Source organism: Flavobacterium nitratireducens (assembly GCF_029625335.1).
GTDB lineage: Bacteria > Bacteroidota > Bacteroidia > Flavobacteriales > Flavobacteriaceae > Flavobacterium > Flavobacterium nitratireducens.
In genome coordinates this window covers 1,688,888-1,703,671 of the sequence record NZ_CP121111.1, presented here as the reverse complement: position 1 = coordinate 1,703,671, position 14,784 = coordinate 1,688,888, and the positions used below count along the sequence as shown (strand labels likewise).

General features: G+C 34.7%; 10 protein-coding genes, 2 tRNA genes and 1 pseudogene. 11 read left to right on the top strand and 2 right to left on the bottom strand.

Features of this window, described 5'->3' with window-relative positions; translation table 11 throughout:
- Nucleotides 1-32: 32 nt before the first annotated feature.
- From dnaE to P5P90_RS08060, 8 genes and pseudogenes are all read left to right on the top strand, one after another.
- Nucleotides 33-4,571, top strand: coding sequence for a DNA polymerase III subunit alpha (dnaE, locus tag P5P90_RS08095; RefSeq protein ID WP_278034231.1), 4,539 nt, complete (start codon nt 33-35; stop codon nt 4,569-4,571).
- Between the two features lie 194 nt (nt 4,572-4,765).
- Nucleotides 4,766-5,083, top strand: coding sequence for a thioredoxin (gene trxA / locus P5P90_RS08090; protein WP_024980008.1), 318 nt, complete (start codon nt 4,766-4,768; stop codon nt 5,081-5,083).
- 83 nt (nt 5,084-5,166) lie between these two features.
- On the top strand, nt 5,167-7,728 hold the full coding sequence (locus P5P90_RS08085) for a M1 family metallopeptidase (RefSeq protein ID WP_278034230.1): 2,562 nt from the start codon (nt 5,167-5,169) through the stop codon (nt 7,726-7,728).
- 4 nt (nt 7,729-7,732) lie between these two features.
- Entirely contained in the window at nt 7,733-8,659 is a 927-nt protein-coding gene (locus P5P90_RS08080) for a DUF58 domain-containing protein (RefSeq protein ID WP_278034229.1), read from the top strand.
- An 87-nt stretch (nt 8,660-8,746) separates the two neighbouring features.
- Nucleotides 8,747-8,820: transfer RNA gene (locus tag P5P90_RS08075), tRNA-Asp, on the top strand.
- Nucleotides 8,821-9,192: 372 nt separating this feature from the next.
- A tRNA-Asp gene (locus P5P90_RS08070) sits at nt 9,193-9,266 on the top strand.
- Between the two features lie 135 nt (nt 9,267-9,401).
- Nucleotides 9,402-9,878, top strand: coding sequence for a hypothetical protein (locus P5P90_RS08065; protein ID WP_278034228.1), 477 nt, complete (start codon nt 9,402-9,404; stop codon nt 9,876-9,878).
- Between the two features lies 1 nt (nt 9,879).
- Nucleotides 9,880-10,599: pseudogene (locus P5P90_RS08060) on the top strand (DUF4184 family protein).
- Here P5P90_RS08060 and P5P90_RS08055 read toward each other — a convergent pair.
- Both P5P90_RS08055 and P5P90_RS08050 read right to left on the bottom strand, forming a co-directional pair.
- Nucleotides 10,596-11,687, bottom strand: coding sequence for a glycosyltransferase family 2 protein (locus tag P5P90_RS08055; protein ID WP_278034227.1), 1,092 nt, complete (start codon nt 11,685-11,687; stop codon nt 10,596-10,598). The pseudogene P5P90_RS08060 and the gene P5P90_RS08055 overlap by 4 nt on opposite strands.
- Nucleotides 11,687-12,631, bottom strand: coding sequence for a hypothetical protein (locus tag P5P90_RS08050; RefSeq protein WP_278034226.1), 945 nt, complete (start codon nt 12,629-12,631; stop codon nt 11,687-11,689). The genes P5P90_RS08055 and P5P90_RS08050 overlap by 1 nt, the downstream gene beginning before the upstream one ends.
- Before the next feature lie 55 nt (nt 12,632-12,686).
- Between P5P90_RS08050 and ruvC the strand changes: the two genes are divergently transcribed.
- The 3 genes from ruvC to P5P90_RS08035 all read left to right on the top strand — a co-directional run bounded on the left by ruvC (nt 12,687) and on the right by P5P90_RS08035 (nt 14,748).
- On the top strand, nt 12,687-13,241 hold the full coding sequence (gene ruvC / locus P5P90_RS08045; protein WP_278034225.1) for a crossover junction endodeoxyribonuclease RuvC: 555 nt from the start codon (nt 12,687-12,689) through the stop codon (nt 13,239-13,241).
- Between the two features lie 62 nt (nt 13,242-13,303).
- Nucleotides 13,304-14,431, top strand: coding sequence for a radical SAM family heme chaperone HemW (gene hemW / locus P5P90_RS08040; protein WP_278034224.1), 1,128 nt, complete (start codon nt 13,304-13,306; stop codon nt 14,429-14,431).
- 32 nt (nt 14,432-14,463) lie between these two features.
- Nucleotides 14,464-14,748, top strand: coding sequence for a GIY-YIG nuclease family protein (locus tag P5P90_RS08035; RefSeq protein ID WP_278034223.1), 285 nt, complete (start codon nt 14,464-14,466; stop codon nt 14,746-14,748).
- Nucleotides 14,749-14,784: the final 36 nt, after the last annotated feature.

Below are 14,784 nucleotides of genomic sequence, written 5' to 3'. Positions count from 1 at the left end.
TTTTATAAATTACAAATACTTCAAAAACAGCTATGTACTTAATATTCGATACAGAAACCACGGGTTTACCTAAGCGTTGGGACGCACCTATTACTGATACTGCCAACTGGCCGCGTTGTATTCAAATTGCATGGCAACTCCATGATGATATGGGGCAGTTAGTAGAGCATCAGGATTATTTGGTAAAACCAGAAGGCTTTAATATTCCTTATGACGCAGAGCGTATTCATGGTATTTCAACAGAGTTAGCAGAAGCGGAAGGAATCACTTTGGCTGAGGTTTTAGAAAAATTTAATATCGCTTTAAGTAAAGCCAAATTTATTGTCGGGCAAAATCTGGGTTTTGATGTCAATATCATGGGCTGTGAGTTTCATCGTATGGGAGTGGATTCACCAATGGCTTCGATGCCTGTTTTAGATACTTGTACCGAGGTTACGGCTAATTTGTTAAAATTACCTGGAGGTCGTGGAGGTAGATTCAAATTGCCAACATTGACCGAGTTACACGAGTATTTATTCAACGTTCCTTTTGCGGAAGCGCACAATGCAACTGCCGATGTTGAGGCAACTACGCGTTGTTTCTTAGAATTAATCAAAAGAGAAGTTTTTACTAAAGAAGAGTTGGACGTACCGGCTTCCTACTTTAAGGATTTTCAGGCCAAAAATCCGCAGGAAATTCAACTTATCGGATTAAAGCATATCAATCTTAAGGCAGCTTCAGATAAAATTCGTCAGCAACTTCAAAAGTCGGAAGGAGCTGCACCTCAAACTACAATTTCTGAGGAAGACAGAAAAGATTTTTCGGAGGCAAAATATGCCCACTTACATAATCATACGCAGTTTTCGGTTTTACAGTCTACTATCGGGATTGGACCTTTAGTTGCTGCTACGGCGAAGAATAAATTTCCGGCGGTAGCCATGACCGACACTGGAAATATGATGGGGGCTTTTCATTTTGTAAGTGCCGTTATGAATCACAACAAAGGGGCTTCGGCAAAGAATAAAGCTTTAATCGAAAGTGGTGAAGAACCTACAGAGACTGAAATCAAACCAATTGTTGGTTGTGAGTTTAATATTTGCGAAAATCATAAGGATAAATCCAAGAAAGACAACGGATACCAAGTTGTTTTGATGGCTAAAAATAAAAGGGGTTATCATAATCTGGCCAAAATGGCGTCCATTGCTTATGTTGATGGTTTTTATTACGTACCCCGAATTGATAAAACAGTTGTAGAAAAGTATAAAGAAGACATCATGGTTTTGTCGGGGAATTTATACGGAGAGATTCCGAGTAAAATCCTGAATATTGGTGAAAACCAAGCCGAAGAAGCTTTGTTGTGGTGGAAAGCACAATTTGGAGATGATTTTTATCTAGAAATCATGCGCCACAATCAGGAAGATGAAAATAGGGTAAATAAGACCTTAATTGAGTTTTCTAAGAAGCATAATGTGAAGTTAATTGCTACTAATAATACCTATTATTTAAATAAAGAAGATGCTAATGCGCACGATATTTTATTGTGTGTCAAAGATGGAGAAAAACAAGCTACTCCTATAGGAAGAGGTCGCGGTTACCGTTACGGTTTGCCTAATCAGGAGTATTATTACAAATCGGATGAAGAGATGAAAAAACTCTTTGCTGATTTGCCTGAAGCGATTATCAACATACAGGAAATCATAGATAAGGTCGAAATTTACTCTTTATATCGTGATGTATTACTTCCTAAATTTGAGATTCCTGACGAATTTAAAGTTCCCGAAGATTTAGTAGATGGAGGGGTTCGCGGTGAAAATGCTTATCTGCGACATTTAACCTATACAGGTGCGGAACGTCGCTACGAAGAAATTACCGATGAAGTACGAGAACGTTTGGATTTTGAGTTAATGACTATTTCCAATTCGGGTTATCCGGGTTACTTTTTGATTGTACAGGATTTCATAGCCGAAGCACGTAAAATGGGAGTTTCGGTAGGTCCAGGTCGTGGATCGGCAGCTGGTTCGGCAGTGGCTTACTGTTTAGGGATTACCAATATTGACCCTATTAAGTACGATTTGCTTTTTGAGCGTTTCCTGAATCCCGACCGTGTATCCATGCCCGATATTGATATCGACTTTGATGATGAGGGTCGTGGTCGTGTAATGGATTATGTAATCAATAAATATGGAGCCAATCAGGTGGCGCAGATTATTACCTATGGTAAAATGGCGACTAAATCGGCGATTCGTGATACCGCACGTGTACTGGATTTGCCACTTTTTGAAGCAGATAGAATTGCGAAATTGATTCCGGCAATGATGCCAGGAAAATGGAATTTGGCCCGATTTATTTCTGAAAGTGAGGATGATGTCAAAAAAGCTTTAAAATCTTCTGAAGAATTTGATCGCGTTAAAGAATTAATCGCAATTGCCAATGAAGGAGACTTGGCAGGTGAAACGATTCAGCAGGCCAAAATTCTGGAAGGTTCGATGCGTAATACGGGTATTCATGCCTGCGGGGTAATTATTACTCCAGATGATATTACGAATTTCGTACCAGTTATAACAGCAAAGGATTCAGATTTATATGTTACTCAGTTTGATAACTCGGTTGCTGAGAGTGCTGGATTATTGAAGATGGACTTCTTGGGTCTGAAGACCCTGACTTTGATTAAAGAAACCGTAAAATTGGTCAAGTATCGCACGGGAATAGAACTCAATCCGGATAATTTTCCAATTGATGATGCGAAAACCTATGAGTTATTCCAGCGTGGTGAAACAGTAGGGGTGTTTCAATACGAGTCGCCAGGAATGCAGAAATACATGAAGGACTTAAAGCCTACCGTATTTGCCGATTTGATTGCGATGAATGCCTTGTATCGTCCGGGACCTTTAGAGTATATTCCTTCTTTCGTTCGAAGAAAAAATGGCGAGGAAGAAATTACCTATGACTTAGATGCTTGTGAAGAATACCTGTCTGAAACCTATGGAATTACGGTATATCAGGAGCAGGTAATGCTTTTGTCCCAAAAGTTAGCCGGATTCTCTAAGGGGGATGCCGACGTACTTCGTAAGGCGATGGGTAAGAAGCAAAAAGACGTTCTGGATAAGATGAAAGGGAAATTCATTGATCAGGCGGTGGCTAAAGGCCATGATGAAAAGAAACTGGATAAAATCTGGACGGACTGGGAGGCCTTTGCGAGTTATGCCTTCAATAAATCACACTCTACCTGTTATGCTTGGGTGGCTTATCAAACGGCTTATTTGAAAGCGCATTATCCTGCCGAATATATGGCGGCGGTACTTTCGAATAATATGAATGATATTAAGCAGGTGTCCTTTTTTATGGAAGAATGTAAGCGAATGGGCTTGCAAGTTTTAGGACCTTCTGTGAACGAATCGTATTATAAATTTACCGTAAACGATAATTATGCCGTTCGTTTCGGGATGGGAGCAATCAAAGGAGTTGGTGCTGGAGCCGTAGAAACTATTGTTGAAAACAGAAAAAACGGATTGTATAAATCCATTTTTGATTTGGCGAAACGAATTGATTTGCGTGCCGCTAATAAAAAGGCTTTTGAAAATTTAGCCTTGGCAGGAGGGTTTGATTGTTTTGCGGATACGCACAGAGCACAATATTTCCATGATGATGGTGATGGGATTACTTTTTATGAAAAAGCCATGCGTTATGGTTCTAAATTTCAGGAAAATGAAAACTCTTCGCAAGTAAGTTTGTTTGGCGAAACTTCTGAAGTTCAAATTGCCGAACCTGTAGTTCCTCCTTGTGAAGATTGGAGTACTATGGAAAAATTAGCCAAGGAAAAAGAAGTTGTAGGGATTTATATTTCCGGACATCCATTGGATGATTTTCGATTTGAAATGAAATATTTCTGTAATGCCAAGTTAGATGCTCTAAAAAATATGGAAGCTTATGTGGGTAAAACTTTGACTCTTGGTGGAATTATTAATAATGTTCAACATCGTGTGGCAAAGAATGGTAAAGGCTGGGCTACATTTGCTTTAGAAGGTTATGATGAAAGTTATGAGTTTCGAATTTTTGGAGAAGAATATTTAAAATTCCGTCATTTCTTCATTCAAAACAATTTTATGTTTATAAAGCTCACTATCAAAGAGGGATGGATGAATCAGGAAACGGGCAAAAAAGGAGAGCCAAGATTGCAATTTGTAGAGATGAAACAGTTACAAGATGTTTTAGAGTCATTTGCTAAAAAATTAATTGTGCTATTGAATATTAAAGATTTACATCCTGATTTTATTCATAAATTGAGTAATTTGTTTAACGTGAATAAAGGGGATAATCAGGTGACTTTTGAAATAATGGAGTTGGAGAAAATTAAAAAATTAATTGAAGTAGCTCCTGTTGTTGACGAAAATGAAGAAGTGGTTTTTGATGATGATATCGATGATGCCGAAGCAGCAGATATAACTCAGACTAAAGCAGTTCAAGTAACCGAAGTGGAAGAAGTAAAGGTGGTGACCAAATTAAGTATGGTAAGTAGAAGATTGAAGGTGAAAATTTCTACTGAATTATTACAAGAATTGGAGAAAATGCAAGTAAATTTCAAACTAAACTAAATGAAAATGGGTTTTTAGATTCCTCCTTTTTTCTCCGTATTTATACTGAAAGTGGAGTTTTCTGATAATAATTAACAATATATTAATAGCCAAAACCAATTTAGGAATGATGTTTACTTAATATTTAATTTCTAAATTTGCAATGTGTTTAAGGAATTAAAGACTTTTGATTTATAAATTTTAAATAAAGAAATATGGCATTAGCAATCACAGACGCTACTTTTGAAGAAGTAGTTTTGAAATCAGATAAACCTGTAATGGTAGATTTTTGGGCAGCTTGGTGTGGACCATGTAGAATGGTTGGACCAATCATCGACGAATTAAGCAATGAATACGAAGGGAAAGTTGTTGTAGGTAAAGTTGATGTAGATGCAAACCAAGAATTTGCTGCAAAATACGGAGTGAGAAACATCCCAACAGTATTGGTTTTTCATAACGGAGAAGTAGTAGGTAAGCAAGTAGGAGTTGCTCCTAAGCAAACTTACGCGGATAGTTTAGACGCTTTGTTGTAATCGTAAGATTATGATTTATATGAGAAAAAGGTTTGGCGCAAGTCAAGCCTTTTTCTATTTTTAGTCACTAATATGTTGTTAAAATGAGGCTCTACCTGTATTTATTTTGTTTTTTGGTTGTGGGTGCTTCAGCACAAAATAGTTCTTTTTCTGATCGATTAGCTCAGGAAGGAATTTCGAAAGAATTGGCCGTTTATAGAAAACAACAGCTTTCGGATGTTAATTATGTATTGTCATTTTCTATTCCTCTTAACAAGGTGGATGCTATAGCTTCAAAATTGCAATTGCGTTTAAAAATTGCCGATTTGTCGAATGCTTTATTTTTGGATTTTAATGAGAAAAAGGAAAATATAAAGTCAGTTCAGATAAATGGAAAAACCATTCCTATAGTTCATGAAAGACAACATCTTATTATAGATAAAAGTTTCTTGAAATTGGGTGTTAATGAAATTAAAGTTGATTTTATTGCTGGTAATTTGTCGTTGAATAGAAATAATGATTATCTGTACACATTGTTAGTTCCAGATCGAGCGAGTACACTATTTCCTTGTTTTGATCAACCAGATATTAAAGCTAAATATACCTTGTCAATAACTGCTCCTAATAATTGGGAGGTGCTTACTGCGGCTGCCGTAAAAAAGCAAACAAATTCAGCTGACTTTATTACCTACGATTTCAAGACTTCTGATAAAATGAGTACCTATTTATTCTCGTTTGTTGTTGGTAAGTTTAGTAAAGTAAAAAGAAATCTAGGACATTTTGATATGACTATGTTATATCGTGAAACGGATACAGCAAAAATTCAAACTAGTACTCAGGAAATTTTTGATTTACATGAAAAGTCATTAGGCTTTTTAGAAGAATATACTAAGGTTAAATTTCCTTATCAAAAATTAGATTTTGCCTCTATTCCAGGACATCCTTTTGGAGGAATGGAGCATGTAGGTGCTATCCAGTATAAAGAATCAAGTTTGTTTTTGGATCATAGTGCAACGAGTAGTGACAAGTTAGACAGAGCAAAGCTAATAGGACATGAGACTTCTCACATGTGGTTTGGAGATTTGGTTACTATGAAATGGTTTGATGATGTATGGATGAAAGAGGTGTTTGCCAATTTTATGGCTGGGAAAATTATGAATCCTGCATTTCCAGAAATCAATCATGATTTACAGTTTTTGTTAACACATTACCCAAGTGCTTATGCTGAAGATCGAACTTTAGGTACGCATCCTATACGTCAAAATTTACCTAATCTTAAAGATGCAGGTTCGCTTTATGGGAATATTATTTATAACAAAGCGCCCATTATGATGCGTCAATTGGAGACCTTAATTGGAGAAGCTGTTTTTCAAAAAGGAGTTCAAAAATATATTCAGAAATATGCAAATGATAATGCCGATTGGAATCAGTTAATAGATATTCTAGATGAAGAAACCCCGATTGATTTAAAGCAATGGAGCAAGGTTTGGGTAAATGAATCGGGTCGACCTATTATTAGTAGTTTGGTAGAATATGACACTGTTAATCGTATTAAAAAATTTGAAATCAGTCAACAGGCTGAAGACGGTTCTGCTAATTTATGGTCACAAATTTTTCAGATTGGTTTAGTTTATCCTGATGGAATTAAAGTCGTTGATGTGGTTTTGGATAAAAAAACAATTTCTTTAGAGGCTATAAAAGGTTGGGCAAAGCCTGAATTTATTGTATATAATTATAATGGTTTTGGTTATGGTGTTTTGCCAATAGAAGAAGCAGATATTGATAAAATGAATACAATTAAAGATGAAGTTGCTAGAGCATCTAGCTATATTAATTTGTATGAAAATGTGTTGGTGGGTAATGTACCTGCGGTGAAAGCTATCGATGTTTTATTGAAAGCGATGAAAGAAGAACAAAATGAATTAGTACTTCAATTAGCTACTTCGTATGTTCGAACTATGTATTGGAATTATTTATCAGAAAAGCAACAGCAACTCTATCAAAAGATAATCGAGGATTTTAGTTATGCTTATCTAAAGTTGGATAAATTACCTAATAACAAGAAAAATGTATTTGGTATGTTTACTTCGGTTGCCTATTCTGTTACTGGAAAAGAGCGTTTGTATGCCATTTGGAATAAAACGGATACTTTTGAAGGTTTGAAATTAAATGACGATGACTTTGAAAGAATGGCGATGTTATTGTCTTTGTATCAGCATCCAAAAGCAGCATCCGTTTTGGTTAAAACTTTGGAAGAAATCAAAAATCCAGATAAAAAAAGTCGTTTTGAATTTTTGCTTCCCGCATTGTCTAATGATGCCGCAGTTCGAGATGCATTAGTGCAATCCTTTAAAGAGGAGAAAAACAGAACCCATGGAACATGGGTAATCACCGCTTTGAGTTATATAAATCATCCTTTGCGTCAGGAAAGTGCACAAAAAAAACTTAAATTGTACTTGGAAATGTTGGAAGAGGTTCAGCGAACAGGAGATATCTTCTTTCCTAAAAGTTGGTTAAGTGTTACGATTGGTAATTATACTTCTCCATATGCGTTTCAGGTTATGGAAACTTTCTTAAAAGAAAATCCTAATTTGAATCCAATGTTGAAAAGAAAATTGCTACAAGCAACTGATGCATTGTATCGAGCCCATAAGATAAAACAATAAGAAAATGAAAATCGAATCTCAAATAGAGAAAATATCGAGCTTCCAACATTTAGAATTGTTGGCTAATCAGGTTGTAGAAGGCTTTATTTCGGGAATGCACAAAAGTCCGTTTCATGGATTTTCGGCTGAGTTTGCCGAACATAAGTTGTATAATTCGGGCGAAAGTACCAAACATATCGATTGGAAACTTTTTGCTAAAACGGATCGGTTGTATACCAAACAATTCGAAGAAGAAACTAATTTGCGATGTCATATTATTATTGATAATTCATCATCCATGCATTATCCTAAGTTGAAGGCTAACCAGCATTTTTATGAAAATAAAATAGGTTTTTCGGTATTGGCATCTGCGGTTTTGATGAATTTATTAAAGAAACAAAGAGATGCAGTAGGTTTAAGCGTCTTTTCAGATAGCTATGAATATTATGCTCCCGAAAAAGGAAGTGACCGTCATCATCGAATGATTTTGAATACACTTGAAAATCTTTTGAAGGATTCGAAAGAAAGAAAAAATACAGATACGATTACTTATTTACATCAAATTGCAGAGAAAATGCATCGCCGTTCCATGATTGTTTTGTTTACAGATATGTTTCAAACAGCTGATGAAGATAAGTTGTTGAGTGCGTTGCAACATTTAAAACACAATAAGCATAAGGTGGTTTTGTTTCATGTAATTGATAGTCAAACCGAATTTAATTTTGATTTTGATAATTCACCTCGCAAATTTATAGATGTGGAAACTGGGGATGAGATTGCTCTTTTTGCCGAAAATGTGAAAGAGGAGTATGAAAAGCAGGTAGCTGAGTATTTTAAAAAACTGGCTTTAAGTTGTGCTCAAAACAAAATCAAGTATGTTCCAGTGAATATAAGAGATGATTTCCAAAAAATAATGCTAACCTATTTGGTTGAAAAGCAAAAGTTTGGGTAGTTGTGCCGAAAAATATTTTATTTTTTTAATTAAAAACACTTGCGTAAATAGAAATCTGTTGTATCTTTGCCACCGCAATAAAGCAGAGGTTTGGTAGTTCAGTTGGTTAGAATACATGCCTGTCACGCATGGGGTCGCGGGTTCGAGTCCCGTCCAGACCGCTAATATTGGGAAAGCCTTTCGTAACAGAAAGGCTTTTTTTTCCACTATACGGTATCGAAAGCTAGTTGTGTTGTTTGGGTTAGCCTTAGTTAAGCTAACCTTGGTTTAGTAGTTAGACCAATGAAAAGCTTTTCACTTAATTGTGAATGGCTTTTTTGATTTTAAGGCTAATTTTGATTATCATAATTAGGTAAAAAGTTACTTTTCTTTTTTTAAAAATCATTTTTATTAATCTTGTTTGTTGTAAATCAGTCTTTTGGCTTGTCGTTTTCCAAGTCAAATAAGAGTGAATTAAAAAATATTTTTATTTTTTAAAAAAATACTTGCGCATAAAGAAATCTGTTGTATCTTTGCCACCGCAATAAAGCAGAGGTTTGGTAGTTCAGTTGGTTAGAATACATGCCTGTCACGCATGGGGTCGCGGGTTCGAGTCCCGTCCAGACCGCAAAATTTGCAGAAAGCCTTTCTTAACGGAAAGGCTTTTTTTATTAAAACTATTTCCTCTATTCTTTTTTATCTTAGAAAAATCCAAAAATGATTGTATTTTTATAGAAAATTAATTTCATACAACAGCAATATCTTGAATCAGTATTACTTTTTATTCGTTTTTATTCTGTGTACTTCTTGTCAATATTTCGAGAAGCAAGTGCCGTCTGAGAAAGAATTATTGCAAAAGGAATTAAAAGAAATCAATTGGAAAGAGGTAGATGAATATCCTTCTTTTACTGATTGTGATAAATTGACGGATAAAAAACAACGCCAACAATGTTTTTTTGAATTTCTTAGTCAGTTAATCCAAGAAAAATTAGAAATAGATACGCTTTCTGTGCTATATCCAGAATTAGATACGATTGAGGTGAAAGTAACTGTTTTCCCTGATTCAAGAATGCAGTTTGAACCACATTTTCCTAAAGATTCAGTGGCTTATGATACCATAAAAATTGATAGTATTTTACATGCCCGTTTGGTGAATTTTCCAAAAGTAAATCCAGCACTCAAACAAGGAGTTCCAGTAAAAACGCAGTTCATTCTTCCAGTAATAATTAAGGTTGAGTAAGATGCCATTTACTTTTTCACATCCGGCTATTGTACTTCCCTTTCTAAAAAAGAAACATTTTTCGGCTACCGCTCTAGTCGTGGGCACTATGTCTCCCGATTTAGAGTATTTTTTTCGAATGAAAATTCAAAGCGAAATCAGTCATACTTTTTAAGGGATATTTTTAGTTGATCTTCCTTTGGCTTTGATAATTGCATTTTTGTTTCATGGAATTATAAAAAAACCATTAATAGAGAATCTTCCTTTATTTTTTCAAAAAAGACTTGTCATTTTAAAAAACTTTGATTGGAATTGCTACTTTAAAAATAATCTTCTCATAGTGTTTTTATCTTTTATTTTTGGAACAATGACACATATCTTTTGGGATTCTATGACGCATTGGGATGGTTATATAGTTCAAAGAGTTTCTTTTTTTAATATGCAATTTGTTGGTTTTTCTATTTATAAAATAGCCCAACATTTGAGTTCTGTTGTAGGATTGTTAGTTATTAGTGTCTATTTTTTACGATTAACTGAGGTCAAACTAGATAGGCTTACAATTGATTATAACTATTGGCTTGCTGTTCTTCTTTTTACAATAGGAATACTAATAATTCGATTTTTACTTTGGGATGTGTCTAATTATAATAAGATTGGGAATCTAATTGTGAGTGTCATTTCTTCAGTTGTACTAGCAACTGCATTTGCAGGAATTCTTTTTAGGAACCAAAATAAGATTTAAAATCGCCTTCCTTTCCATTCGTATTTTCCAACTAGAGCGTACAATGCGACAGCTACACTAAAAAAAGGATAAAGTAATGCAGAAGTGACATAAGAAGTTGTTTTGCTTTTTAAAAAAGTATTTGTTTTGTGTATCAATACAAAGTCGATGCTGAGTTTGCATAAAAATACAAAACATAAAATATACGGATTACCAACTCCAAACAATAAACTCCAAACAACAAACAATAAACCTAAGTTTCCTCCAAAAACAATTAATCCTAACATTTTACCAAAAGTACTTTGATAAGAAGTAGTTTTAGAAGCCCAACGGACTCTTTGGTAAAAAAGAGATTTCCAGTTATTCAAAGGTTTAGTGCTTACAATGAAATCTTCCGATTTTAAATAATGAACCTTATTAGGGAATTGTTGCATGGCTTTTTGTAATAAAAAAACATCATCGCCACTGGCAATTGTACCATTGCCTTCAAAACCATTTAATGAATGGAATAAGGATTTGGAATAAGCCAGATTCGCTCCGTTACACATAAAACCTTTCCCGATTCCAAAACTGCCTATGGTAGCACCTTGCAAACTAGCTAAGTCTAATTGTTGAAAATGATGTAAAAAAGATTCATTCACTAAATAGTTTACCGCTCCTGCAATCATAGAAGCGTCATGGGTCTGAATATAATTGTCTAAGGTCAAAAGCCAATTTTTGGGTATTACACAATCGGCATCAGTGGTAATAACCCATTCGGTTTTTATCTTTTGTATGGCAGTTGTAATAGCGTCTTTTTTGGGTGAATTGGAAGTTCGAATGTTGTCTATTATTGTTAGTTGGAATTTGGAATTTAAAATTTGGAATTTTTCTGTCGATTCATCATCAACCAATAGTACTTCGAATAAATCGAAAGGATAATTCATCTTTTCCAAACTCTCCAGTAAAACCGGAAGATTTTCGGCTTCGTTTCGGAAAGGAACAATGATTGTAAAGCTGGTTTTCGGTTTTAAATCAATGTGGTTGTTTTTTTTTATTTTGCTAAAACCATAAATCAAAAGCAATATAGCTGCAAAATAAAAGCTTAATATTACAATCAAAAGAATCATTAGGCAATAGTTTTAGTTTTAAAACCCAAAACATAATAACTTCCTATTACTACTGGGATTACCACATTCAAAAACCACATTAGGGTAGAGATAAAAACCACGATCCATTCGTTTACGCCCAAAATTCCAAAGAAATAAATCGCTACACTTCCTTTTACAGCGAAATCCAAAAACTGAAAAGTAGGTAAAGAAGAAGCTAGGAAATAAACGCTCGAAATAGCAGCCATTAATGTTAAATAGGGTAAATCAACATCAAAAGCTAAAAACAGAAAATAGTATTGGTGCGAAAAAACAAGATAACGACAAATACCCAATACGATATTTCGTCGATGAATGCTTTTAGGAATCTCGTTAATTTTATGAATGAGTTTTTCGATAGAATAGCCTTTGATAGCGATTTTTTTTATCGAAAATAGCAATACAATTATACCGATTAAAATCCCAAAAAGTAGTAAAACCGTTTTTGGAGTGATAATATTGAAAAGCGAATTGAAATATAGTAATCCAAAAAATCCAAAAACAACAGTGAGTACCATTTGGATTCCGTTGCAAATTAGGTTTAGAAAAACTACTTTTTTAGCTTCCGATTTATTGAAGAATAAGGCTTTGCCTGCGTATTCACCTACGCCGTTTGGAGTAAAAAGTCCCGCTGTTAAAGCGGCCAGTACTTGTTGAGTGGATTCAGATACAGTAATTTTTCGAATAAGTTGCGCGAGATTTTGCCATTTCAAAATTTCAAAATAACGATTTAAAACACTTAAAGACAAAATAAGCACTATTCCAGAAACTGATTGGTTTTTGCGAAATAAAACCATGAATTTTTGCCAATCCAGCTGGTCGTTATTCGCTAGTTGGTTGTAAATAAAATAGAATGCGCCAGCAACAATCAAAATTTTGATTAGAAGTACTAGGAATTGCTTAGTTTTGTGAGGTATTGAAATCATTGGTGCAAAGAAACGAAATCTTTGAACTTTGTACTTTAAACTATAAATAAATCTTTTGGCAAGCGAACGTATCATATTAGGAATTGACCCAGGAACCACAATTATGGGGTTTGGTTTGATTCGTGTTATTAATAAAAAAATGGAGTTCGTTCAGCTTAACGAATTGCAATTGTCTAAATACGACAATCATTATCAGAAACTCAGAATCATATTTGAGCGCACTATCGAGTTAATTGATACGCATTGTCCAGACGAAATTGCCATTGAAGCACCTTTCTTTGGAAAAAATGTCCAATCGATGTTGAAATTAGGGCGAGCCCAGGGTGTGGCAATGGCAGCAGGGCTTTCTCGTGGAATTCCTATTACCGAATATGAGCCTAAGAAAATTAAAATGGCAATTACCGGAAATGGAAATGCCAGTAAAGAACAGGTGGCTAAAATGCTGCAACAACTTTTAGGCTTGAAAGAATTGCCTAAAAATCTCGATTCTACCGATGGTTTGGCTGCTGCGGTTTGTCATTTTTTCAATTCAGGAAAAGTGGTGGCGGGTAAAAGTTATTCTGGTTGGGATGCTTTTGTAAAACAAAATGAAGAAAGAGTAAAAAAATAGTGTTCAGTGGTCAGTTTTCAGTAATAGTGCTGTAAACTGCGACGGGACTGTAAACTAATAAAATGAGCGGCATCTACATCCATATCCCTTTTTGCAAGCAGGCTTGCCATTATTGCGACTTCCATTTTTCGACTTCAATGAAGAAGAAAGACGAAATGATTTTGGCTTTGGTCAAAGAAATCCAACTTCGAAAGGAAGAGTTCAAAGAAGAGGTAGTTGAAACGATTTATTTTGGAGGAGGAACGCCAAGTAGATTGCTGATTGAAGATATACAATTGCAGATTGCAGCAATTTATGAAAATTATAAAGTAGTTGAAAATCCTGAAATTACTTTAGAAGCTAATCCCGACGATTTATCGGAAGACTATTTGATTAATTTGAAACAAATAGGAATCAATCGACTTTCAATTGGAATTCAGTCTTTTTTTGAAGAGGATTTGCAAATGATGAATCGGGCGCATAATTCGGAGGAAGCCATGAAATGCCTGGAAACTGCAACTAAATATTTTGATAATATCTCGCTGGATTTGATTTATGGTATTCCAGGGATGAGCAATGACAAGTGGAAACAGAATATAGAAACGGCTCTAAGCTTTAAGATTCCGCATATTTCCAGTTACGCATTGACGGTGGAACCTAAAACCGCTTTGAACAAATTGATTCAAACTGGAAAAATAGCAGAACCCAAAGACGAAGTCGCATCGGAACATTTTATGATTTTAGTAGAAACGCTCGAGGCAAATGGTTTTGTGCATTATGAATTGTCGAATTTTGGAAGACCCGACTATTTTTCTAAAAACAATTCGGCCTATTGGTTAGGGAAAAAATACATTGGAATTGGACCTTCGGCACATAGTTATGACGGAATTTCCAGAAGTTGGAACATTGCCAATAATCTTCTGTATTTAAAAGCGATTCAGGAAAATAAACTACCTAATGAAGTAGAGGTTTTATCTATTGCCGACCGTTACAACGAATATATTATGACCGGTTTGCGCACCATTTGGGGTGTTTCTTTGGATAGAATTCAGGCGGAATTTGGTCAGCATTATTTTGATTATTTATTGAAACAGGGGCAAAAATTCATTGATGACGAATTACTTTTTATAAAAGGTAACATACTGAAGCCTACTTCTAAAGGAAAGTTTTTAGCGGATGGGATTGCGAGTGATTTGTTTATCCTGAATTAATTTCAGGATCTTACCATTTTAATACTATGATTATGGAAAAAGGATATGTATATATTTTGACGAATAAAAATCATAGTGTTTTATACATTGGAGCTACTAAAAATTTGAAAAATAGAATTGATTGCCATATTAAGGGGAAGGGTGCTGTATTTACTAAAAAATATAATGCAACAATATTGGTTTATTTTGAAGTATTTGATGATTATTCAGATGCTTTCAAAAGAGAAAAACAATTAAAAAACTGGCATAAAGACTGGAAATTGAATTTGATAAAATTAGTAAATCCAGAATTAAAAGATTTATATTTGAGTTTATAAATGTATCTCATAAGAGATGCTGAAATAAATTCAGCA